The 23,184-nt window shown below is 64.2% G+C and carries 23 protein-coding genes; 17 read left to right on the forward strand and 6 right to left on the reverse strand.

Features of this window, described 5'->3' with window-relative positions:
• The first annotated feature begins 168 nt into the window (after positions 1 to 168).
• From WS49_RS14375 to WS49_RS14460, 16 genes are all read left to right on the forward strand, one after another.
• The gene (locus WS49_RS14375; RefSeq protein WP_059529492.1) at positions 169 to 2,166 is read left to right on the forward strand and encodes a conjugal transfer protein TraG; all 1,998 of its coding nucleotides are present in this window, start codon (positions 169 to 171) and stop codon (positions 2,164 to 2,166) included.
• Positions 2,163 to 2,627, forward strand: a complete 465-nt coding sequence (locus tag WS49_RS14380) for a ribbon-helix-helix protein, CopG family (protein ID WP_059529494.1) — start codon at positions 2,163 to 2,165, stop codon at positions 2,625 to 2,627. The genes WS49_RS14375 and WS49_RS14380 overlap by 4 nt, the downstream gene beginning before the upstream one ends.
• Positions 2,624 to 3,661 (forward strand): P-type conjugative transfer ATPase TrbB, encoded by a 1,038-nt coding sequence (gene trbB, locus WS49_RS14385; RefSeq protein WP_059529497.1) that lies wholly within the window; start codon positions 2,624 to 2,626, stop codon positions 3,659 to 3,661. Before WS49_RS14380 ends, trbB begins: the two co-directional genes overlap by 4 nt.
• The gene (locus tag WS49_RS14390) at positions 3,658 to 4,041 is read left to right on the forward strand and encodes a TrbC/VirB2 family protein (protein ID WP_059529500.1); all 384 of its coding nucleotides are present in this window, start codon (positions 3,658 to 3,660) and stop codon (positions 4,039 to 4,041) included. Before trbB ends, WS49_RS14390 begins: the two co-directional genes overlap by 4 nt.
• A complete protein-coding gene (locus WS49_RS14395) occupies positions 4,038 to 4,307 on the forward strand; it encodes a VirB3 family type IV secretion system protein (protein ID WP_059529503.1) in 270 nt (89 codons plus the stop codon). The genes WS49_RS14390 and WS49_RS14395 overlap by 4 nt, the downstream gene beginning before the upstream one ends.
• 13 nt (positions 4,308 to 4,320) lie before the next feature.
• Positions 4,321 to 6,768 carry a conjugal transfer protein TrbE gene (trbE, locus tag WS49_RS14400; RefSeq protein WP_059529506.1) on the forward strand — a complete coding sequence of 816 codons (2,448 nt, stop codon included), beginning with the start codon at positions 4,321 to 4,323 and terminating at the stop codon, positions 6,766 to 6,768.
• On the forward strand, positions 6,765 to 7,502 hold the full coding sequence (trbJ, locus tag WS49_RS14405) for a P-type conjugative transfer protein TrbJ (protein WP_059529509.1): 738 nt from the start codon (positions 6,765 to 6,767) through the stop codon (positions 7,500 to 7,502). The genes trbE and trbJ overlap by 4 nt, the downstream gene beginning before the upstream one ends.
• 11 nt (positions 7,503 to 7,513) lie before the next feature.
• Positions 7,514 to 7,807, forward strand: coding sequence for an EexN family lipoprotein (locus WS49_RS14410; protein ID WP_059529512.1), 294 nt, complete (start codon positions 7,514 to 7,516; stop codon positions 7,805 to 7,807).
• A complete protein-coding gene (trbL, locus tag WS49_RS14415) occupies positions 7,804 to 9,168 on the forward strand; it encodes a P-type conjugative transfer protein TrbL (protein ID WP_059529514.1) in 1,365 nt (454 codons plus the stop codon). Before WS49_RS14410 ends, trbL begins: the two co-directional genes overlap by 4 nt.
• A gap of 12 nt (positions 9,169 to 9,180) precedes the next feature.
• On the forward strand, positions 9,181 to 9,885 hold the full coding sequence (gene trbF, locus WS49_RS14420; protein WP_059529517.1) for a conjugal transfer protein TrbF: 705 nt from the start codon (positions 9,181 to 9,183) through the stop codon (positions 9,883 to 9,885).
• Positions 9,882 to 10,871: a P-type conjugative transfer protein TrbG gene (trbG, locus tag WS49_RS14425; protein ID WP_059529520.1), complete on the forward strand. Its 990-nt coding sequence runs from the start codon at positions 9,882 to 9,884 to the stop codon at positions 10,869 to 10,871. Before trbF ends, trbG begins: the two co-directional genes overlap by 4 nt.
• Before the next feature lie 2 nt (positions 10,872 to 10,873).
• The gene (locus tag WS49_RS14430; RefSeq protein ID WP_059529523.1) at positions 10,874 to 12,160 is read left to right on the forward strand and encodes a TrbI/VirB10 family protein; all 1,287 of its coding nucleotides are present in this window, start codon (positions 10,874 to 10,876) and stop codon (positions 12,158 to 12,160) included.
• Positions 12,157 to 12,387 carry a DUF2274 domain-containing protein gene (locus WS49_RS14435; protein WP_059529527.1) on the forward strand — a complete coding sequence of 77 codons (231 nt, stop codon included), beginning with the start codon at positions 12,157 to 12,159 and terminating at the stop codon, positions 12,385 to 12,387. Before WS49_RS14430 ends, WS49_RS14435 begins: the two co-directional genes overlap by 4 nt.
• Positions 12,388 to 12,532: 145 nt before the next feature.
• Positions 12,533 to 13,432 carry an AbiTii domain-containing protein gene (locus WS49_RS14440; RefSeq protein ID WP_059529530.1) on the forward strand — a complete coding sequence of 300 codons (900 nt, stop codon included), beginning with the start codon at positions 12,533 to 12,535 and terminating at the stop codon, positions 13,430 to 13,432.
• A 203-nt stretch (positions 13,433 to 13,635) separates the two neighbouring features.
• Positions 13,636 to 14,937 (forward strand): ATP-binding protein, encoded by a 1,302-nt coding sequence (locus tag WS49_RS33595; protein ID WP_082725519.1) that lies wholly within the window; start codon positions 13,636 to 13,638, stop codon positions 14,935 to 14,937.
• Between the two features lie 47 nt (positions 14,938 to 14,984).
• Entirely contained in the window at positions 14,985 to 16,754 is a 1,770-nt protein-coding gene (locus tag WS49_RS14460) for a hypothetical protein (protein WP_059529545.1), read from the forward strand.
• A 418-nt stretch (positions 16,755 to 17,172) separates the two neighbouring features.
• On the opposite strand, the gene WS49_RS14465 is transcribed toward WS49_RS14460, so the two are convergent.
• The 6 genes from WS49_RS14465 to WS49_RS14485 are packed head-to-tail and all read right to left on the reverse strand — an operon-like array spanning position 17,173 to position 21,480.
• On the reverse strand, positions 17,173 to 17,514 hold the full coding sequence (locus tag WS49_RS14465; protein ID WP_059529548.1) for a gamma-butyrobetaine hydroxylase-like domain-containing protein: 342 nt from the start codon (positions 17,512 to 17,514) through the stop codon (positions 17,173 to 17,175).
• Entirely contained in the window at positions 17,511 to 18,506 is a 996-nt protein-coding gene (locus WS49_RS14470) for a HEAT repeat domain-containing protein (RefSeq protein WP_059529551.1), read from the reverse strand. Before WS49_RS14470 ends, WS49_RS14465 begins: the two co-directional genes overlap by 4 nt.
• A 17-nt stretch (positions 18,507 to 18,523) precedes the next feature.
• Positions 18,524 to 18,697 (reverse strand): hypothetical protein, encoded by a 174-nt coding sequence (locus WS49_RS35025; protein ID WP_156441394.1) that lies wholly within the window; start codon positions 18,695 to 18,697, stop codon positions 18,524 to 18,526.
• A gap of 13 nt (positions 18,698 to 18,710) precedes the next feature.
• Entirely contained in the window at positions 18,711 to 18,956 is a 246-nt protein-coding gene (locus WS49_RS14475) for a 4Fe-4S dicluster domain-containing protein (protein WP_059529554.1), read from the reverse strand.
• Positions 18,957 to 18,973: 17 nt separating this feature from the next.
• Positions 18,974 to 20,713 carry a fumarate reductase/succinate dehydrogenase flavoprotein subunit gene (locus WS49_RS14480; protein WP_059529558.1) on the reverse strand — a complete coding sequence of 580 codons (1,740 nt, stop codon included), beginning with the start codon at positions 20,711 to 20,713 and terminating at the stop codon, positions 18,974 to 18,976.
• A complete protein-coding gene (locus WS49_RS14485) occupies positions 20,710 to 21,480 on the reverse strand; it encodes a GntR family transcriptional regulator (protein ID WP_059529561.1) in 771 nt (256 codons plus the stop codon). The genes WS49_RS14480 and WS49_RS14485 overlap by 4 nt, the downstream gene beginning before the upstream one ends.
• Before the next feature lie 308 nt (positions 21,481 to 21,788).
• On the opposite strand from WS49_RS14485, the gene WS49_RS14490 reads away from it, so the two are divergent.
• Positions 21,789 to 23,006, forward strand: coding sequence for an MFS transporter (locus WS49_RS14490; RefSeq protein ID WP_059529564.1), 1,218 nt, complete (start codon positions 21,789 to 21,791; stop codon positions 23,004 to 23,006).
• The last annotated feature ends 178 nt before the right edge of the window (positions 23,007 to 23,184 follow it).

Raw genomic sequence — 23,184 nt, forward strand, 5'->3', positions numbered from 1 at the left:
GCCGCAGCTTGCGGCGTCTTTACTTCCCTTGTCCCTGCACGAAATCTTGCTTTTTCCTCGATATTCCTTCCGATAACGGTCTTTGACCGCCTCTTGGCCTGACGCCAATCCTTGCGACTGCGGCACACCTTTGTGTCGCGTGTCGCACAGGGGAAAGCGGAGGCCGGGATGCAAGGTCAAGGCGTGCTGTTCGGACAGATTGCCGTCGTTTTCGGCATCGTGTTCACCGGAGTGTGGTCCGCCACGCAATGGACGGCCGCCGCCTTGGACTACCAACTACGCCTTGGCTCGCCTTGGTTCGACTTCTTCGGCACGCCGGTCTATCACCCTTGGCGGTTGTTCGAGTGGTGGTTCTTCTACGACGCCTATGCACCGCGCGTATTCGACATGGGCGGCGCCATCGCAGGCGGCAGCGGCCTGGTCGCAGTGCTGGTCGCTATCGTCATGTCGGTGTGGCGGTCGCGGCAATCGCGCCTCGTCACCACCTATGGTTCTGCCCGCTGGGCCGAGGTCGCCGACATTCACAAGGCCGGCCTCGACAAGCCCGCCGGCGTTTTCCTCGGTCTGCATCGCGGCCAATACTTGCGCCATGAAGGCCCGGAACACGTCCTGACTTTTGCGCCGACGCGCTCCGGCAAAGGCGTCGGCCTCGTCGTGCCGACGCTGTTGAGCTGGCCTGCGTCCGCCGTCATCCACGACATTAAGGGCGAGAACTGGCAGATCACGGCCGGCTGGCGTTCGCGCTTCTCGCATTGCCTGCTGTTCAATCCGACCGATCCGAAATCGGCCGCGTACAACCCGCTACTGGAGGTTCGACGCGGTGCGCATGAAGTGCGCGACGTGCAGAACATCGCGGACATCTTGGTTGATCCCGAAGGGGCGCTTGAACGCCGCAATCATTGGGAGAAGACGAGTCACGCGCTGCTGGTTGGCGCCATTCTGCATGTGCTCTACGCGGGTGCGGACAAGACGCTGCGCGGCGTCGCCAACTTCCTCTCGGATCCGGCTTGCCCGTTTGAGGTGACGCTGCACCGGATGATGATGACGCGCCACCTAGGCGACGCGCCGCATCCTGTCGTCGCGTCCGCTGCGCGCGAAGTGCTCAACAAGTCGGACAACGAGCGGTCTGGCGTGTTGTCCACGGCCATGTCGTTCCTTGGCCTGTACCGCGATCCCACGGTGGCCGAAGTCACCTCGCGCTGCGACTGGCGTATCGCCGACCTGATCGCATTCGAGCATCCAGTCTCGCTTTATCTCGTCGTGCCGCCATCGGACATCAGCCGCACGAAACCGCTGGTGCGCCTGATCCTCAATCAGATCGGGCGGCGGCTCACCGAATCAATCGATGGTAGCGACGGCATCGCGCGCCGTCACAAGCTGCTGCTGATGCTCGACGAGTTTCCGGCACTCGGCCGGCTCGACTTCTTCGAGACGGCGCTGGCGTTCATGGCCGGCTACGGCATCCGCAGCTTCCTCATCGCGCAGTCGCTCAATCAGATCGACAAAGCCTACGGCCAAAACCATTCCATTCTCGACAATTGCCATGTGCGTGTGACGTTCGCCACCAACGATGAACGTACCGCCAAGCGCATTTCCGAAACGCTCGGCACCGCAACCGAGCTGCGCGCGCAGCGCAACTACGCCGGGCACCGGCTCGCGCCTTGGCTTGGGCACCTGATGGTGTCTCGCCAGGAAACGGCACGCCCTCTGCTGACGCCGGGCGAAGTGATGCAGCTCCCGCCCGACGACGAAGTGGTGATGGTGTCCAGCGTCGCGCCGATCAAGGCGAAGAAGCTCCGCTACTACACCGACGCCAATTTCAAGCGGCGTGTGCTGCCGCCGCCTGCGCTCGCGGCTGGCCGCTACGCCGATGCGCCACCACTGCGGCCCGATGACTGGGGCGGACTCGCAATCCCCGCTGTTCCCGCATCGCCTGTCACTGACATTGCCGGCGATGCCGTTACTGCTGACGACGGCGGCCCGCGCCGGCAGCCGGAGCTATCCGAGGTGTCCGAATACATCCCCGAACTGCAGACCGCCGACAACGACCTGGCGTTGCTCGATGACGACGACCTGCCGTTGCTGCTTCCCCGTCAGCTAGATCCGGCCATGCAACGCACGGCCCGGCTGGCGTCCCTCGACCAACACGACGGGATCGAGCTATGAGCCAGTACCGCCTCAACCTGTTTATTCCGCACGAACACGCCAAGCGCCTCGACGAGTTGGCCGCCAAGAAAGGCGTGTCCAAGTCGTCCATCGTCGCGGCGGCGCTTGCGTCCTGGCTATCGCCTGATGCAGGCGACCAGCGCGAGGCAGCCATCGCCAAGCGCCTTGATCGGCTGTCGCGCCAGTTCGAGCGGCTGGAGCGCGACCAGAACATCGAGATTGAGACACTGGCGCTGTTCGTCCGCTACTACCTGACGGTCAGCACGCCAGTTCCAGAAGCCCACCAGGAAGCGGCTCGCGCACAGGGCAAGGCGCGTTTTGAGCAGTTCGTTGAACAGCTTGGGCGTCATTTGATGCGCGGGCGCAGCCTGGTGCGTGAAGTGGTGGAAGAACTAAACCCCGACGCCGCACGGCTGGACGATGCGGCGACACAGGCCGAAGCGCAGGAGCGTGCATCATGAGCGCCCGCATTTCGACCGATGGGCAGTCCTTCGCCTCCACGTCGCTCGACCGTCGCATCCGCATGTTGCGCACGGCGATGGGCCCGCTGATCGCCGCCGCGCTGGAAGACCCGGATGTGGTCGAAATCATGCTCAACCCCGATCGCACGCTATGGGTCGATCGCCTGTCGTCGGGCCGCGCACCGATGGGGGCGGAGCTGTCCGAGGAAGACGGCGAACGCATCATCCGCCTTGTCGCCGCCCACGTCGGCGCGGAAGTGCATCGCGGCCAGCCGCTGTTGACCGCTGAGCTGCCGGAAACCGGCGAACGCTTCGAGGGCATCCTGCCGCCTGCTGCGCCTGGGCCGGCCTTTGCGCTGCGCAAACGCGCCGTCGGCGTCATTCCGCTGGATCGCTACGTCACCGATGGAATGATGACCGTCGAGCAGGCCGCGTTCCTGCGCGGCGCAGTGCGCGAACGGCAGAACATCCTCATCGCCGGCGGCACTAGCACCGGCAAGACCACGCTCGCCAATGCCTTGCTCGCGGAAATCGCCGCCACCGGCGACCGCGTGCTGGTGCTCGAAGACACCATCGAACTGCAATGCGCGGCGCGCGACCACGTACCTCTGCGCACGCGCGCCGGCGTCGTGTCGATGACCGAACTGGTGCGCGCCACGATGCGCCTGCGCCCCGACCGCGTGATCGTTGGTGAGGTGCGCGGCGGCGAGGCGCTGGATCTCATCAAGGTGTGGGGCACCGGCCATCCGGGCGGCATCGCCACGATCCACGCCGGTTCCGTGCTCGGCGCGCTGCTGCGTCTCGAACAACTGATTCTCGAAGTCGCCGTGAACCCGCCGCGTGCGCTCGTCGCCGAGGCGGTCAACGTCGTCATTCACATCGCCGGCCGCGGCCGGCGCCGCCGCATCGAGACCATCGCCCGCGTCCTTGGCTTCGACGGCATGGGCTATCGCCTCGCGGATGCACTGAAGCCATTGCTTCCAGAGCTACCGCTTTCTTCCCCGTCCCCCAACCACCCTGGAGAACTGCCATGACGCAGATGCACACCCATGCTTTCCGTATTTCCGTAATTCCGGCTCTCGCCTTTGCACGCCTGCGCCGTCTGGCCGAGCCTGTGCATCACGGCCTGCTGCTGGCCGCCGCCATGCTGATGACGGTTGGCACGGCGAAGGCCGCGGGTTCCTCGATGCCTTGGGAGGGTCCGCTCGAATCCATCCTCGAATCCATACAGGGGCCGGTCGCGCGCATCGTCGCCGTCATCATCATCATCGCCACCGGCCTCGCGCTGGCCTTCGGCGACACGAGTGGCGGCTTTCGCAAGCTGATCCAGATCGTGTTCGGCCTGTCCATTGCGTTCGCGGCTTCGAGCTTCTTCCTGTCGTTCTTCAGCTTCTCCGGCGGGGCCGTCGTATGAGCACGGCCAACGACCTGCCGGGCTTCGAGGTGCCGCTGCATCGTTCGCTAACCGAACCGATCCTGATGGGGGGCGCACCGCGCACCGTGGCGATCGCCAACGGCACGCTGGCCGCTGCCGTGGGGCTGGGCCTGCAAATGTGGATTCCGGGGCTGGTGTTCTGGATCGTCGGCCATTCGCTCGCCGTGTGGGGCGCGCGGGTCGATGCGCAGTTCATGCAGGTGTTCGCACGCCACCTCAAGCACAAGCCGCTGCTGGACGTGTGAGGAGGGCGCCGCGATGCTCAACCTTGCCGAATACCGCCAACGTCCGGCCTTGCTTGCCGACTGGCTCCCGTGGGCCGGTCTGGTCGCGTCCGGCGTCGTGCTCAACAAGGACGGTAGTTTCCAGCGCACGGCCCGGTTTCGTGGCCCCGATCTGGACAGCGCGACGCAAGGCGAGCTGATCGCCACGGCGGCTCGCCAGAACAACGCGCTGCGCCGCTGCGGTTCCGGCTGGGCCTTCTACATCGAAGCCGAGCGCCGGCCAGCGGCGGACTACCCACACTCCGACTTTCCCGAACCACTGTCATGGCTAATCGATGAAGAACGCCGCGCCGCGTTTGAGGAATCCGGCAGTCATTTCGAGAGCGTCTATCACCTGACGCTGCAATACCTGCCGCCGGAGGAATCGCGCGCACGCGCCGCCGGCCTACTGTACGAGAACCGGTCGACCGAGGGCGTGGATTGGCGCGAACGTCTGACGGCGTTCATTGCGGAGACGGATCGCCTCTACGACCTGCTCAACGGCGTGATGCCGGAAATCGCATGGCTCGATGACGGCGAGGTGCTGACCTACCTGCACGGCACCATCTCGACGCGACGCTATCGCGTCGGTGTGCCCGAAGTGCCGTTCCACCTCGACGCGCTGTTGGCCGACGCGCCGCTGATCGGCGGGCTGGCGCCGATGCTCGGCGATCACCATGTGCGCGTCGTGACCGTGCGTGGCTTCCCGACCTCAACCTGGCCAGGGATTCTGGATGACCTCAACCGGCTCGGTTTCGCCTACCGCTGGAGCACGCGCTTCCTCTGCATGGATAAGTCTGAGGCCGAGAAGGAACTCGGCCGCCTGCGCCGGCAGTGGTTCGCCAAGCGCAAGAATGTCATAGCCTTACTGCGCGAAACCATTTTCCAACAGGAATCGCCGCTGGTCGATACCGATGCCAGCAACAAGTCCGCCGATGCGGACGCTGCGATGCAGGAGTTGGGCAGCGATCAAGTCGCCTACGGCTACATCACCGCGACCGTGACCGTGCTCGACACGGACGCCAACGCCGCCGACGAGAAGCTGCGCATGGTGGAGCGCGTGATTCAGGGGCGGGGCCACGTCACCATCCCCGAAACGCTCAACGCTGTGGAGGCGTGGCTGTCGTCGGTGCCGGGCAATGCCTACGCCAACGTGCGCCAGCCCATCGTCTCGACGCTGAACCTGGCGCATCTGATGCCGGAATCGGCGGTATGGGCCGGGCCGGAGAAGAACGATCACCTCGACGGCCCGCCGCTGGTCGTCACCCGCACCGAGGGCTCGACGCCGTTCCGGCTGGTGACGCACATCGGCGACGTGGGCCACACGCTGGTCGCCGGCCCGACCGGCATGGGCAAGTCCGTCTTGCTGGCGCTACTGGTCTTGCAGTTCCGCCGCTATCGCGGCGCGCGGATCTTCGCCTTCGACATGGGGCGCTCGATGCGCGCCACCATCCTCGGCCTCGGCGGCGAGCACTACGACCTCGGCGCCGATGGCGGCATCGCGTTCCAACCGCTCGCACGCATCGACCAGGAGGGCTACCGCACTTGGGCCGCCGAGTGGATCGAGGGTCGGCTACGCCACGAAGGCGTTGCCATCGGTCCCGACGAGAAGGTGGCGATCTGGTCGGCGCTCGGCAGCCTCGCCGGCGCACCGATGGAACAGCGCACGCTCACCGGCTTCTCGGTGCTGCTCCAATCCAATGCGCTGCGGCAGGCGCTCGCGCCTTATGTGCTCGGCGGCGCGCACGGCAAGTTGCTGGACGCCGACCGCGACAGGCTGGGGCTGGCCGACGTGCAGGGCTTCGAGATGGAGGAGCTGATGCACAGCAAGGTCGCCGTCATGGCCGTGCTGCATTACCTCTTTGTGCGTTTCGATGAACGGTTCGACGGTGCGCCGACGCTGCTGATCCTCGATGAAGCCTGGTTGTTCCTCGACGACCCTGTATTTGCCGCGCGCATCCGGCAATGGCTCAAGACGCTGCGCAAGAAGAACGTCAGCGTGATTTTCGCCACGCAATCGCTCGCGGACATCAAGGATTCGAGCATTGCGCCGGCCATCATCGAAAGCTGCGCGAGCCGCATCTTCCTGCCGAACCCGCAAGCGACCGAACCGCAGATTCGCACGATCTACGAAGGCTTTGGCCTCAACAGCCGGCAAATCGAGATCGTCGCCACTGCGCAACCCAAGAGGGACTACTACTTCCAGTCCCGCCTCGGCAATCGCCTGTTCGACCTCGACCTGGGGCCAGTCGCGCTCGCGTTCGCGGGCGCATCCACACCTCAAGACCAACGCGACATCGACCGCGTGCTGACGCAGGCCGGCGTACCCGGCTTCGCCGGCGCGTGGCTGCGCCATAGCGGCCTCGATTGGGCCGCCGACCTGCTGCCGTCCGCACCGGCGGCTTCTTTCCTTGCTTCCCAACCGCTGGAGGTTTCGCCATGAAAACCAGTGTTCTTTCTGCGGCGCTTGCTGCCGTGCTCTCCGGTTCGTTGATGCTCGCGCAGCCGGCGGTGGCCATCACGGTCATCGACCCGACCAACCTCGTGCAAAACACGCTGACGGCGGTTCGCACGATGGAAATGATCGAGAACCAGATCAACCAGCTCCAGAACGAAGCGCAGATGCTCGTCAACCAGGGACGCAATCTGGCGAGCCTGCCGTTCAACGTGGTCAACCGGCTGCGCTCGACGCTCGCCACCACCGAAAGGCTGATCGCTCAGGCCCAGGGGCTGGCGTTCGAGGTTCAAGGCATGAACTCCGAGTTTGCACGCCTGTACCCGGAGCAGTACGCCGCGACCGTCAGCGGCAACCAGATGTACCACGATGCGCAGCAGCGTTGGCGCAACTCGCTCAGCGGCCTGCAGACCGCGATGCAGATGCAGGCCCAGGTTTCGCAGAACCTGACCGAAGACGAAGGCGTCTTGACCGACCTCGTGAGCCAGAGCCAGTCCGCGACCGGCGCACTGCAAGCGATGCAGGCGACCAATCAGCTTCTGGCCTTGCAGGCGAAGCAGTCCATCCAGTCACAACAGCTCCAGCTCACGCAGGGGCGGGCGACGGCGCTGGAACTGGCACGTCAAGCTGCTGCGGTAGAACGTGGCCGCGAGGTGACGCGGCGCTTCCTGGGCGCCGGCACGGCGTACACGCCGCAGCCCGTGACCTTCTACGGCAATTGACGGAGACGGCCATGAACCGCGCGCCCGTCCTGTTTGCCTTCGCGTGCTTGCTGGCCGGCTGCGACCGGCCGCGAGCGTTGTCGGTCGATGCACTCGCCGCCGACCCGACGCGGCTGCACGCGCTCGTCGCGCAGTGCCGCCGTGGCGAACAGGACGGCGCGGTTTGCGCGCGGGTCGCGCAAGCCGACCTGCGCCGTTTCCTCTCCGGGCATACCCGGCCTGACGAATACCAGACGCTCACCGACCTGCCGCCGATTCCGGCGAGTTTCGACGGCCCTGACGTGCCGAAGGAGGGGCGGCCATGAACGACGTCTCGATCATCGACCATTTCCTCAACGTCTTTTCCACCTACATCGACTCTGGCTTCGGATTGCTGCGCGGCGAAGTCGCGTTTCTGACGGCGACGCTGGTGACGATCGACATGACGCTCGCCGGCCTGTATTGGGCACTCGGCCACGCCACAGGCCAAGGCGAAGACGTGATGGCGAAGCTCATCCGCAAGGTGCTCTATATCGGCGCCTTCGCCTACATCATCGGCAACTTCAACATGCTGGCAAGCATCGTGTTCCGCTCGTTCGCTGGCCTAGGCCTGACTGCCGCCGGCTCGACCTTGAGCATGGAGACGTTCCTGCAACCGGGGCATCTCGCCAAGACCGGCATCGACGCCGCCGCGCCGATCCTCGACCAGGTCAGCGAGATGACCGGCTTCCCCGAGGTATTCATCAACCTCACGCCCATCGTCGTCATGTTCCTCGCGTGGTTGGTGGTCATCCTCTGCTTCTTCGTACTGGCGGTGCAGCTATTCATCACGCTGATCGAGTTCAAGCTGACCACGCTCGCCGGCTTCGTGCTGGTGCCGTTCGCGCTCTGGAACAAGACCGCGTTTCTCGCCGAAAAGGTGCTCGGCAACGTGGTGTCGTCGGGCATCAAGGTGCTGGTGTTGGCCGTCATCGTCGGCATCGGCACGGGTTTGTTCTCCGAGTTCCAGGCCACGCCCAACGAACCATCCATCGACCACGCGCTGGTCGTGATGCTGGCCTCGCTTGCGATGCTCGCGCTCGGCATCTTTGGACCAGGCATCGCCACGGGCCTCGTGTCCGGCGCGCCGCAGCTCGGCGCGGGTGCGATGGCCGGCGCTGCGGTGGGCGCAGCCGGCACCGCCGTCGCCATCGGTGCGGCCGCCACTGGCGTCGGTGGTGCGGTGGCCGCTGGTGCACGCATGGCACCTGCCGTTGCCAGTGCGATCGGCAGCGGCGCACGTGCCACCGCTTCAACCGCCGGCAGCGCACGGTCGGCGTTCCAGACCGGTTCCGCTGCCGCAGGCGGTGGCTTCAAGGGTGCTGCTGCAGGTATGGGCAATGTCGCAAGGGTTGGCGCACAGGCCGCCGGGCAGAAAGTCGCCGCCGGGGCACGCGCGTTCGGCGAACGGGTTGCCGGTGCATTCCGTGGCGAAGGTGGCTCGGCTGCTGGCGCATCTGCCGGAGCGAGCGCATCCGAAGCCGGCTCGTCCCCTCCGACGCCCGATCAAGAGCAACCCGCCTGGGCAAAGCGTCTGCATCGCCGCCAACAGATTGCTCACGCCGCGACCACCGCCGCGCACGCGCTGCGCAGCGGGGACGGCGGCGGCTCGGCGCAAGGCCCAAGTCTGGGCAATTCCGATTCTTGAGGAGAACTAACCATGCGATTCAAGCGACCGCAGGTGCGCTATGCCGATACGCCGCAGCCTGCCACCCCGTATCAAGCCGCCGCGCAGGTGTGGGACGAGCGCATCGGCTCGGCACGCGTACAGGCGAAGAACTGGCGGCTGATGGCCTTCGGCTGCCTCGTGCTCGCGCTGCTGATGGCCGGCGGCTTGGTCTGGCGTTCGGCGCAATCCATCGTCACGCCCTTCGTGGTGGAGGTGGACAAGACCGGTCAGGTACGTGCGGTCGGCGAAGCCGCCACGCCGTATCGCCCGGCGGATGCACAAATCGCCTACCACCTCGCGCACTTCATCTCGCTGGTTCGCTCGCTATCCATCGACCCGATCGTCGTGCGGCAGAACTGGCTCGACGCCTACGACTACACCACCGACCGCGGCGCGGCCGTGCTCAACGACTACGCCAGCAGGAACGACCCATTCGCCCGCGTCGGTAAGGAATCAGTGACGGTGCAGATTACCAGCGTCACGCGCGCCAGCGATTCGTCGTTCAACGTGCGCTGGACGGAGCAGCGGTTCGTCAACGGCGCGCCCACTGGTACTGAACGCTGGAATGCCGTGCTTTCCATCGTCCTGCAAACCCCGCACACCGAGCAGCGGCTGCGCAAGAACCCGCTGGGTATCTACGTCAATGGTCTGTCGTGGAGCCGCGAGCTGGATGCGTCCGAAGGAGCCAAGCCATGAACCTGTCTTTCCGCTTTTATGCTTTCGTGTCGACTGTGTTGGCCCTGTCGGGCTGCGCCTCGCAGGGTATGCCGCCACCGCGCATTTCGCTCGATGAGCCGGTGCAAGCGCAGCCGCAGCCCGAGCCGCCCAAGCCGGTCGAAGTGGTGCCAATGCCGAAGGTGCTGCCGATGCCTGCGCAGATGAAACCGTTGCCGGGAGTAGACGACGCCAAGCCTGCGCCAGAACCTGCTGACGAAACCATGCGCGTCTCGCGCGCCAACGCCGAGGCGCGGATCGCGCCGACGCGCGAGGGTTACGTCAACGCGATCCAGGTATGGCCCTTCACCGATGGCGCGCTGTATCAGGTCTACGCTTCGCCGGGGCGCGTCACCGTGATTTCGCTCCAGCCCGGCGAGGAACTGGTGACGGTCGCCGCCGGCGACACGGTACGTTGGATCGTCGGCGACACATCCAGCGGCGCCGGCAACGAACTGCGCGTGAGCGTGCTGGTAAAGCCAATCCGTTCGGGCCTCAAGACGAACCTGGTCATCACTACCAGCCGGCGAACCTACCTGATCGAGCTGACCTCGACAGACAAGGCGTGGATGGCGTCGGTATCGTGGGAGTACCCGAAAGACCAGATGCTCGCATTGCAGCATCAGGATCGTGCCGCGCAAGCAGCGGCGCCGGTCGATACCGGCCTGTCGCTGGAGAAGATCCGCTTCCGCTACGCGGTCAGCGGCAGCAATCCGCCGTGGAAGCCGCTGCGTGCCTTCGATGACGGCGAGAAGGTCTACATCCAGTTCCCGTCGGGCATCGCCCAAGGCGAGCTGCCGCCTCTGTTCGTCATCGGCGCGCAGGGTGACGGCCAACTGGTCAACTACCGTTTCCGTTCGCCGTACTACATCGTGGACCGGCTGTTTGGCGCGGCCGAACTGCGGCTGGGCGGCGACAAGGGCGACGTGGTGCGCATCGAGCGCACGGACGGCACGCGGGGGAATTGACTATGAACCAGGACGACACCCCGGACGTATCGACTCCCGACGCTGCACCAAAGGTCGCGCCGGAGAACATGACGCTGCGGGCGCAGCCGCGTCCAGTGACGCGCCTTAACAGGCGCACGCTGGCGCTGCTGAGCGGCGGCCTGGGCGCTGCGGTGCTCGGCGCGACGATGTGGTCGTTGCAGCCGAAGCATCAGCGCGCCGGGAACGAGCCAACCGAGCTTTACAACGTCGATCGCGTGTCGCGCTCGGAAGGACTCAACCAGCTTCCCAGCGATTACTCCAAGCTGCCGACGAAGGTGCCGGAGCTGGGGCCGCCGCTGCCGGGCGACTTGGGACTAGCCATCGTCAAATCGCAGCCGCCGGTGGTGGCCAGCTACACGCCGCCCGGCCAGGACGCGGCGGCGGCCGAGCGCGACGTGCTGCGCAAGGAAGCCGAAGCAGCGGCGGGTTCGTCGGTGTTCTTCCGCTCCAGCAACCCGCAGCGTGCCGCAACCGCTACGCCTACGCAGACCGCTTCGGCTGCGTCTGCATCCGGCCTGGCGGGCTTCGACCCGCAGGCCGCCGGGCCGGCCTCAACGGCGGCGCAGCCCGCCGACTCGACCGCCGTGCAAAACCGGCAGGACCAGAAAGAGGCGTTCCAGAAAGCCGGAACCACGGAAACCCGTAATTCCGGCAACCTGCAAATGCCGACCTCGCCGTATCAGGTGATGGCCGGGACAGTGATCGTGGCGGCGCTGGTGACAGGCATCAAGTCGGACTTGCCGGGCGACGTGATTGGCACAGTGACGGAGCCGGTGTACGACACCGCGACCGGCCGCTATCTGCTGATCCCGCAGGGGTCGCGCATCTTTGGCAAATACAACAGCCAGGTCGCCTACGGGCAAAGCCGCGTGCAAGTGGTGTGGAATCGCATCATCCTGCCGGACACGTCTTCCCTGACGCTGGACAACCTTGCCGGCACCGACCCGGCCGGCTACGCCGGCCTGGAGGATGGCGTCGATTGGCATTGGGATCGCATTGTCGCCGGCGCGGCGCTGACGACGATGCTGGGCGTCGGCGCCGAGCTGGCCGCGCCGGAGAACCGCAACGGTGATCGCGTCATCATCGCCGGACGCGACAGTTTGCAGGACAGCGTGAACCAGGCTGGCCAGGAGATGACCCGGCGCAATCTCAACATCCAGCCAACTTTGACCGAGCGGCCTGGCTTGCCGGTGCGCATCATCGTCAACCGCGATTTGGTGCTGCGACCGTATCAGCCGCTGTTCTTCAACCGGGGGACATCACAATGAGCACCACGCGCAAGCTGCGGCTGGGGCCGCTTCCGAAGACCGAAAACATCAAACTGACCTTCATGTGCCCGGCCAGCCTGAAGGTGGAGCTAGACCGCTACGCGGCGCTGCATGCCCAAGCCTATGGGGACGCGGTGGACGCTGTGGTGTTGATTCCACACATGCTGGAGGCGTTTATGGCTAGGGATCGAGGTTTTCGACAAGGTAGGGGGAAAAACAGGTTCTAGTGCAAATGCCTCATTAGGGTGACGAGCAGTGGGAGTCGCGTGTCGATATTGCCTGTGTCTCCCGTGCCGCGCTGTTATCCTTAGAACGCGGCGGACGAGCACATCGGATGAGAGCCGCCAATTACTTAGGGGATAACGCACTTTCATGGTTCAGCCCATTGTCATCCAGCTTCAAGAGCTAGCGTCGAATAACGATCATGACATTAGCAACCTGCTTCGCAAAGCATTGATGGTTGCGACCAAGCTTGGTCTTGCCGAGTTTCGAGAGTGGATTCTCGCTGAACTTAATGGCTACGCCGGCGCTAGCCGAGAGATATTGCCTGATTACCGCACTATCCATGGGGAGTTGCGGGTTCAAAATCCTTTTCATGGATTGCAGCCTTTCTTAGTGCCCCAGCAATTGCATGACACGGTCACCCAAGTCAATGTGACCGAGTCAGTAGCTTCTATCCAGCAGTTGATTGAAGGATCGAGAACAGGGCACCTTGTATTCTATTTTTCGCCTGAGCAAGAACGCATATTGATGTCGATGCAGAATGACTTTGCGCCGCTGCGGCCGTTGCGTGTGATTGGTGCCAACAAGCTGACGGCGATCCTCAATACTGTTCGCACACGCATTTTGGAATGGTCGCTCTCGCTGGAAGAAGAAGGCATCCTTGGCCATGGGCTTTCATTTTCCGCAAGCGAAAAGCAGGCAGCTATGCAGAGTCAGAACATCCGTATTGATAACTTCCAAGGCATCTTGGGCAACGTTGAGGGTAGTTCAGTGACTCAGACCAACACTCAGAAGATTAAGGCTTCAGATTTCTCCTCGCTTGCACGTTATCTCGCGAGTCAAGGTGTCGGAGAAGCCGAGATCCGAGAATTGGAGTTGGCTGTCGATAGCGATCCCGAGCCGAGTCACGGGAAGGGCTTTGGCCCGAAGGTTAGCGCATGGGTCGGCAAGATGGTCTCTTTGGCTGCTTCCGGTGGATGGGAAATCAGCGTGGCGACTGCCGGTGGAGTATTAGCGACAGCGTTGAGCAAGTTCTATGGACTTGGCTGAACCGTTTTTCCTGCGATATGGTTGGCAGTGAAGTGCAGGGCCCTGCTATACCTGGAGTCGCCGGCTTCGGCCAGCCATGAGAACGCCTGATTGGCCATGCCCATGCTGGAAAAATGCTGACGGCCCGCACCTCTCGTCCAAAGAAGGAGAGTGAGAAGGCGCTCAGGTAAACCAACGTTCATTCCATAAGCATCAAGGACCTCATGTACTTCACGCAAATCAGGCTTAGAAACTTTGGGCCGTTTTCCGATGCACAGTTCGATTTTGAGCCGAATGCGATAAATTGGGTCATCGGAAATAATGCTTCAGGCAAGACACAGATGGCGGGGGCGATGCTGGCCGCCATTGTCGGGAAGCCTGCATTGTCACTGACTGCGGGCGGCGTGGGACCTTCTACGGTGGTGCTCACCTTAGGGGAAGGGGATGCCAGAGAAACGGTCAGTCTTCAGGTCGCCGAGTCCTCTCGGGGTAAGCCGGAGGTGTCGAAAACGACAGGAGCATTAGCGCTCCAGACGTTGGCAGCGATGGCCGATTCCGAAGGTCAGCGCCTCATGATCGGTCATGTGCGCGAGACCGTTCCTGAGACCCTTGATTTCGATGAAGTGGGGGAACTGCTTCCAAGAGAGCTTACGAACCATCCAGGATGGACGGAGCTGAAGCGGAGAGGGAACGATGCGAGCTATATCGGGTCTGGGGCTCAACGTTCGGCAGTGGAACTGATCGCCCAGATCGTGGCGCGTCGACGTGCCCACTTTAAGCTCCCTCTCATAGTTGACGAGGTGTTCTGGCATTGGCCACAACAAGAACATCAGTTTGTGCTCCTGCTTCTTGGCGAAATTGCACACGATTCGCAAGTGTTCTTACTTTGTCCGCATCGCGATGACGTTGAGGTGGGTCCAGGGTCCCTGCTGCAGGTGTCCACGACACCTAGCGGTACGTCTCTCGCAGCATTCAACTCGTGGTACGAAACGCGAAGGCCCAACTTTCAGCGATCTCTCCGGTCAAAATGGATCAGAGGCGCGCAATATCCGACTCAGGAAAATCGGACCTGTGAGTTTAAAGAGGTCAAGGGTGGCAACGCCGTTGGCGCAATCAAGGGAGTCGTGGATCAGTACGCCGTAGCCTTCCTGAATGCTGGGCTTCCCCAAGAGGGAGCGATTTTCTGGGGCATTCGTGATGCAGATCGATCCATCGTCGGCGTTGAACTTCAGCCACAGGAATGCGATGAGCTTCGGCGTATTGTCACGGAGCGACTGCACCAGATTGTTCCGCCCATTGCCCCGACCGCCTACCGCATCGATCTTCATCCTGTGAGTGACGGTTCTATCGTGATTGACGATTTGTATGTCGTGGAAGTTCGCGTGCCGTCGGTCAGGCGTACGTTGCTTTTTGCGACGGGTGGTCAGGAGGTGTATGTCAAGACCGATGCCGGCAAGCGAAAGCTCTCTGCCTTAGAACTGCAGCAGGAACTGATTCAACGGCTTGGTGTAGATCCAGGGTTTTGAGTTAGTGCCTAGAACTTGACCACTATCGAGGTCTCACGAGATCAATTATGCCGTTTGATTATCTGGCAGCATTTCCTATCCCAGCCCACGTTATTCCGCCAAGGTTACGCGGCCTACTGGAGCCTGTCGGCCTGTCGCCAAATCAATTCGTTGAGGTGGCCTCAAAGCAAGAGTGCGATCCGCATGGGGAGCAGGCCGAGCATCTTCATTTGCTGATGGCCGTGGTTTCTGGGCTGGATGATGGCCCGATGGAAGTGCTGTCTGAAACGCGCAGTGGTGTGGTGGAATATTCTGTTCCTGTCGGCAACGAGCGAGGTTGTTCGGCCAATTTTTGTCCTTCTATATCGGGACATGACTACATTGTCGCGGCGTGGGGTAATGGCTCGTTCTACACCTTCAATCTGGCCGAAAAGGTCTGGATGACGCTTGGACTGACACCCCGCTGCGTCGGGAACGATCAACAACGTCTGGTCTACGATGACTTGGAACTTCCAGAGTTCGGCGTGGCCGAGGGCGAAGTGTCTAGTGAATATCACTGGAGCTTGAAGAGAGCGGTCAGTTGGCGCATGTCGAATGAGTACCTCCGTCGCTACCTCTGGCTGCGTAAGGCTCGGGGTGTGAGAGTCTTCTATTACTCAGTCCTGCTTCCAGATGTCCCGGAAATTCGCGGAATCATGCGCGGAGAGCCTCATGTGTTCCGCAAGCCTGCCGACGGGGTGGCTTGGTATGAACTGGATATTCGCGAACATAAGGGCCGACTTCTGCTCCAACTCTGGGCTTCGGTCGAGGCGGTCATGCCAGAACTCTGTCCAGAGCAAACTGCAGAGGGCATTCAGTGGCCTGGCGACGCGCAGCCCATGACCCACGCGCGTGCGGACGCCCTAATGGGACACGATCTGGTCTATCTCGATGATCGGTTTCTCCAGAAATACGAACAGAGCGTCTTCTACGACTCGACACCAGCTTTTGTTTGGGAGCAGTGGTACTGCAGTCCGTCGTACAGAGGGCAGTGGACCTTTACGGAGTGTCGGCGCGTCGGAAGAAATTTGATCCAGGTGTCGATGCGTGAGTTGTACAAGCCAAAGCCGGATCGCGAGATCGTGCACGCGCGATTATTCGCGGTCGATCCGGCCGACTTGGCGCATGTGGACCTAGATGAAGAGCATGTGGTCGCCAAGGTGCAGCGGCTGCTCGATGTGCTTCTACGACTGGGTGATGGCCTTTCCGCCCTCGGCGCAACCGTGGGGCTAAACAAGTCGGCAGTAGAGCTGACTGGCTTTGATCGTTCAGAGGTGGCGGCCAATGGTTGGTTGGCCTATCCGGCGCTCAGTAGATTGGCCCAGGTTGCACCGTTGAGCATGACGCAGCAGATGTTCCTGGCTCGCTGCAAAGGCTTGCACGAGGTGTGGCAGCGCGTTCCAAACGGCTACTTCAAGTCATTGTTGGAGCGAGCTGGGTGTCCGAGGGGGGCTGTCAAGGAGTTAGGAAGCCTCCGGTTGTTGCAGGCACTTCTGAACGTCATTGAAACGCTGAATGCTCACGAGGAGGCAAGCGATGCCTTTGCCTCAGGCAGAGAACCGGAAGGCTGGAACGATCGCAATGGAGCCATGGCACCCTTATTTCTGAACAATGATCTCAGAATCGCCGATGCGCACGAGGCCGTCGAGCAGTGCCTGACGACCTTGCAGCGGCTCGGCTTCGACACTGCAAATGTCAACGCAGGCTACGGACGGGCACTCGATTTCGTCTTGGACGGCGTCATCAATGCGTTGGGGGCAGTGGCCGCTGCGATCGAGAAGCTGTTAAGGACAGCGTAGGCAAACCGATCGAGGACCGGGGAGGGGACAAGGCTCGCTGCCTCCTGTATTCTTATGAGGTGATCGATGATGGTGTCGCTAGAGTCGTCGCCCCGCAAATCGCTCCATCTGCCGCGCCAGTAAAAGGTGGTGGCTTCTGACGGTAAAGGCGACGGTAAGGCCTCGTGTCGATCACAGCTAATCCCTTTATCTACGCGGGTTTGCGAGACCTGTTGATGATCGAGTGGGAGTGATCCGGCGCCGGGGCGTGCCTCGGTAGCGGACCACGGCATCTGACGATGCGAACGCCCGGCAGGGATGACCTGCCGGGCGTTGTCGTTTGTGCGGTCGGCGAGTGACGGGCGCACGGAAGCTGTGTAAGTCGCTGTCTGATACGCGGCCGAAGCGGGCGGCCCGATGCGAGTCGATTCGTCGACGCTCAGTCCGCTGGTCGTCCAAACGCGAGCACGTCGCAGGATGTGATGCCCGCATCCGGCTCGTCTCTGCCCAGTTCCGCCAGATATGGCCACGGATAGATGCCCCGCGCGTGACCGTCGCCGAACAGCAGGCGGATGCCGTAACCGGCCGCTTCCACGCCGTTCAGCGTCAGGTCGGGCGGCGCGTCGACTTGCCTGCCGTCGAGCCGGATCTTCCGGCACGCGGCGCACGGACAATCGCCGCGCAACCTCGCAAAGCCGATACGCTGCGTGCTGCCGTCCGGCCAGCACAGCGTCAACGCACGAGTCGCATGATCGAGACGAATCTCGGCCGGCGGCGTCATCGTGCACCTCCTCCAATCTGCGCGATGGCGATCCGCACGGCCTTGCGGACTTCGGGATCGCGATCGTCCAGTGCGTCGCGCAGCGCGGGCAGCGTCGCGGGATCGCGCAGTTCGCCGAGCGCGAGTGCGGCCTCCTTGCGCAGGTTGCTGATCGCATGCGACAGCAGCGCGGCGACGGCCGGCGCCGCGGCGGCGTCGCGCAATTGCCCGAGCGCGCGCACCGCACGCAGGCGCACCTGCCAGTAATCGTCATCGAGCGCGGCGACGAGCGGCGCGCGTGCGATCGAGACACGCAGCTTGCCGAGCGTCGCGGCCGCTTCCTCGCGTACCTGCCATTCGGCGTCGCGCAGTGCGGCAAGCAACGCGTTGACGACGACCGTGTCGCCGGACGCCGCGAACCCGACCGCGCCGACCGCGATGCGCCGCACGTCCGCATCAGCGTCGGTCGTGGCGATGCGTGCGAGCGGCGACAACGCGCGGACGTCCCTGAGCCAGCCGAGCACGGCGACGGCTTCGGCGCGCACGGCTGCCTGCGGCGCGTCGAGCGCGTGCAACGCAGGCGCGAACGCGTCGGGGTCGCGCAGTTCGCGCAGCGCGCGCAACGCGGCGCCGCGCACGAACGGCTCGGCGTGTTCGGACCAGCGGCACAGCACCGCACCGGACGCGACATCCTTCAGTTCGGACAGGCTGCGTGCCGCGGTCGCGCGCACGTCGTCGTCCGGATCGAGCAGCGCGTGGCACAGCGTGTCGACGACGTCGGGCTGCTCCCAGGCGGCGAGCACGCGCGCCGCTTCGCCGCGCACGTCGGTGGCCGGATCGTCGCGCAGTGCCGCAACGAAGATCGGCACGAGATTGGGATCTTCGAGATCGGCGAGTTCGAGCAGCGCGATGCGGCGCACGGATGCATCGGGCGCCGCAACACGCGCGACGAGCGCGGCAAGGTCGGAAGCGTGCGCGCCAGGTAGCGGGAAAGCAGGGGAGGAGGTGGTCATGGGCAAAATCCGGAGCATTAACGATGCGTAAGAGGCGTGACGAACGACACGGTCGCGCCGATCCGCGACCCAATGGCGCGCAGCAGCGTCCGCATCATGCGGCGCCTCTGCGTGTCGAGCACGCCGAACGATTCATCCATCGGCAGCATGCGCGGCCGGATGATCGGCACACGCGCGATGTCGATGCACACGCGGTCCGCCGGGTCAGCGCAGCAGGTATGGGATGTCGACCTTGACCGCGCCGGTCGGGCAGTCGCGTTCGCACGGCATGCAGTACCAGCATTCGTCGAACTGCATGTAGGCCTTGCCTTTGGTCACGTCGATCGCGAGCAGGTCGAGCGGGCATACGTCGACGCAGACGGTGCAGCCCTTGTCGGCGATGCAGCGATCCTCGTCGATCGTCACGGGCGCGCTGCTGCGCAGAAAGATGTCTTGCGGGGTATGGGGCACGGTGAGGCTCCTCGGAGTCAGAGGGCGGCCGCGAGGGCGGCCGGTTCGCGGATGCGCAGGTGCGCGTAGGCGCTGCGTTCGTCGTCGGCGAGCGGCACGACATAGGGCTCGACCGGCCGCTTCTCGCTGCGCATCGTGCCGTCGGCATTCTTGCGCAACCATGTGTGGCAGAACCATTCGGCGTCGTCGCGATGCGGAAAATCGACGCGATGGTGATATAGCCCCCAGCGGCTCTCGGTGCGGAACAGCGATGCACGCGCGGCCATTTCGGCGCAGTCGCGGATCGCGCGCACTTCGGCCGCGCGCATCAGTTCATGAGGGTGGTTCGCCTTGAGTTCTTCGACATCCTCAATAATGGCGTCAAAACGTTGCAGCCCGATTTCCATCTTGCGCGTCACCTTCGGCGGTTGCAGATAATCGTTCACCATGCGGCGCAGCTTGTATTCGACCTGCGCCGGCGCGAGGCCACGCTCGCGCATGAGCGGCGCGAGCACGCGGGTGCGTTCGGCCGCGACCTGTTGGTCGTCCACCGGCGCGTGATCGCGGCCGGCCACGTAGTCGGCCGCGTTCTGCCCGGCGAACCAGCCGTAGGTGAACGCGCCGAGCATGTAGTTGTGCGGGACGGCCGCCATGTCTCCGGCCGCGTAGAGCCCCGGCACGGTCGTTTCGGCGCGGGCGTTCACGTACACGCCGGACGCGCTATGGCCGCTGCAGAAGCCGATCTCGGAGATGTGCATCTCGACCATCTGGTGCCGGTAGTCGGTGCCGCGTCCTGCGTGGAAGCGACCGCGGCTCGGCCGCTCGTTCGTGTGCAGGATCTGCTCGATGGTCTGGATCGTTTCCTCCGCGAGGTGGTCGAGCTTCAGGAACACCGGGCCGTTGCCGCTTTGCAGCTCCTGGTAGAACTCCCACATCATCTGGCCGCTCCAGTAGTCGCACTCGATGAAGCGTTCGCCCTTGCCGTTCGCGGTGAAGCCGCCGAGCGGGCCGGTCACGTACGCGCACGCCGGGCCGTTGTAGTCCTTGATCAGCGGATTGATCTGGAAGCATTCGAGGTTCGCGAGCGCCGCGCCGGCGTGGTACGCCATCGCGTAGCCGTCGCCCGCGTTGGTCGGGTTTTCGTACGTGCCCATCAGGTATCCGGACGCCGGCAGCCCGAGACGGCCGGCGGCGCCGCAGCACAGGATCACGGCCTTCGCGCGGATCACGTGAAAATCGGCCGTGCGGCAGTCGAAGCCGAGCACGCCGCTCGCGCGGCCTTGCGCGTCGGTCAGCACGCGCGTCGCGACGATCCTGTTCGTGATCGCGATGCGGGCACGTTTCAACTGCCGGTACAGCACCTTCTTGATGTCGTGACCTTCCGGCATCGGCAGCACGTACGAACCCATGTGGTGGACCTTCTTCACCGCGTAGTCGCCGGTGCCGTCCTTTTCGAACTTCACGCCCCAGCGGTCGAGTTGCTCGATCGTCGCGAAGCTGTGCGTCGCATACGCATAAACGGCCTCCTGGTCGACGATCCCGTCGTTGGCGATCGTGATTTCGCGTGTGTACTGCTCGGGCGTCGCGTGGCCGGGAATCACCGCGTTGTTCAGGCCGTCCATTCCCATCGAGATTGCGCCGCTGCGCTTCACGTTGGCCTTCTCGAGCAGCAGCACGCGCAGCGACGGATCGCGCTCCTTCGCCTTGATCGCCGCCATCGGGCCGGCCGTGCCGCCGCCGACCACGACGATGTCGTATTCGAGTACATGGGTGTTCATTGCGGATTCCTTAATGGTTGGTGCGTTTTCTGCCGGTCGATGCGCAGCCGGTACTGGAACGCGTCGCCGCGGAAGTACAGGTGTTCGTAGTCGATTGGCGCACCGGACGCGTCGTGCGTCAGACGCTCGATCCGCAGCACGGGGCTGCTTTCCTCGACGCGCAGCGCATCGACGATTTCATCGTCGGCGAGGATCGCGTCGATCGACACGTCGGCGTGACCGAGCGGCACGCCGCAGTCGTTCTCGAGAATCAGGAAGATGTCGCGGGTTGCGAGATCGGCGCCCGCGAGCCGCTTGCCGAGCGCCGCGGGCACCCACGTCTGCTCGAGCGACACGGGCTCGCGGTTCAGCAGCCGCACGCGGCGGATCTCGACGAGCGGCGCGCCTTCCGGCACGTTCAGCTTCGTCGCGAGATGGCGGTCGGCCTTCACGGTGCGAAAGCTGCGCAACTGGTTGACGATCTCGTAGCCCATCGACGACATCGCCTCGGCGAAGCCCTGCAGCGACGTCACGTTCTGGAACGCCTTCGGCTTCGACACGAACGTGCCCTTGCCGTGCAGCCTGAACAGCAAGCCTTCCTTCTGCAGGTCGCCGAGTGCCTGGCGTACCGTGATGCGGCTCACGTCGAACATCGCGCAGAGTTCGTGCTCGGACGGCATCCTGCTGTGCGGCGCATAAGTGCCGTCGAGGATGCGCGTCCGCAGCGTGTCCTTGATCTGCACGTAGAGCGGGGCCGCCGATAGCGGCACGACGTTGGATGAGGTCATCGGTCAACTTGTCATGACAAGAGGACTCGAGTGTAGTGAGCGCGCTCGCGCGCCCAAACCAACGATTTCTGATTTCGACTTTCCGATTCCGGAAAAGCGGGGGGCGGCTGCGTGGCCGAGCTTCGTCCGGATCTGCCGCTTGTCGGCTGCCCGAATCGGCAGACAATCGGAGATTCGCGCTCGCATGTGCCGCGCATGTCGATTTCACGCCGCGTCGTTCGTCGTATCGATGTCGACCGGATTCGCGACGGCGTCCGCAGTCCGGTTCCGCATCGATGCCTGACCGACAGAGCGAAAGGAGGTGCCAGATGCCTGATTCCCGCTATCGCTGGGTGATCGTCGCCGCGGGCGGCCTGATGGGCTGCATCGCGATCGGCGCGATGTTTTCGCTGCCCGTGTTCCTGCGGGCCATCGCACGCGACACCGGCTGGTCGATGACCGGCATTTCCGCCGCGATGACGCTCGGCTTCATCGCGATGGCCTTCGCGAGCATCGGCTGGGGCAGCCTGTCGGACCGGATCGGCACGCGTGCGGTGGTCGTGACGGGCGCCGTTCTGCTGTCGGCGAGCCTGGCGCTTGCGAGCCGAGCGCCGTCGCTGCTCGCGTTCCAGCTGATTTTCGGGCTGGCCGTCGGCAGCGCGACGGCCGCGGTGTTCGCGCCGATGATGGCCTGCGTGACGGGCTGGTTCGACACGCACCGCAGTCTCGCGGTGTCGCTGGTGTCGGCCGGCATGGGCATGGCGCCGATGACGATGTCGCCGCTGGCGGCGTGGCTCGTGTCGGGCCACGGCTGGCGCACGTCGATGCAGCTGATCGCCGCGCTCGCGGCGGCCGTGATGATTCCGGCGTCGCTGCTCGTGCGCCGCGCCCCCGCGCTCGACGGGCCGCACGCCGAGCCGGCGCCGGCCGGCGGGCCCGGGGCCGCGCCGCTGTCGGTCGGCGGCGCGCTGCGTTCGCCGCAGTTCCTCGTGCTGCTGCTGACCAACTTCTTCTGCTGCGCGACGCATTCCGGCCCGATCTTCCATACGGTCAGCTACGCGGTGACGTGCGGGATTCCGTTGATCGTCGCGGTGTCGATCTACAGCGTCGAGGGGCTCGCCGGCATGGGCGGGCGCATCGCGTTCGGGCTGCTGGGCGACCGCCTCGGTGCGAAACGCATGCTGGTGGCGGGGCTGCTCGCGCAGGCGCTCGGCGCGCTCGGCTACTACTTCGTGCGCACGCTCGACGGGTTCTACGCGGTCGCGATGCTGTTCGGTTTCATCTATGCGGGCGTGATGCCGCTCTACGCGGTGCTCGCGCGCGAGAACTTCCCGCTGCGGATGATGGGCACCGTGATCGGCGGCTGCGCGATGGCCGGCAGCCTCGGGATGGCGGCCGGGCCGGTCGCGGGCGGTTTGATCGTCGATGCGCTGGGCAGCTATGGCTGGCTGTACCTCGGATCGTTTGCGATCGGCATCGGCGCGTTCCTCGTCGCGATGATGTTCCGCCCGTTTCCGAAGGCGCGGTCGCACGTGGTCGCCGCATGACCCGGCAGTCGCGAAACGGCGATTTCTGCGCGATGACGAACGCCGACCGACCCGGGCGAAAATAAAAAAACAGGGCCGGACGTCGCCCGCGCAGGCGACGCCAAATCGGCGCGGAGCCTGCTGCGGCGCAGCACAGCGGCAAGTCGTGGCGATCGGCGCGCATGCGCGCCGATTCGGC

Source organism: Burkholderia sp. RF7-non_BP4 (assembly GCF_001521935.1).
In the GTDB taxonomy this organism is placed as follows: domain Bacteria; phylum Pseudomonadota; class Gammaproteobacteria; order Burkholderiales; family Burkholderiaceae; genus Burkholderia; species Burkholderia diffusa.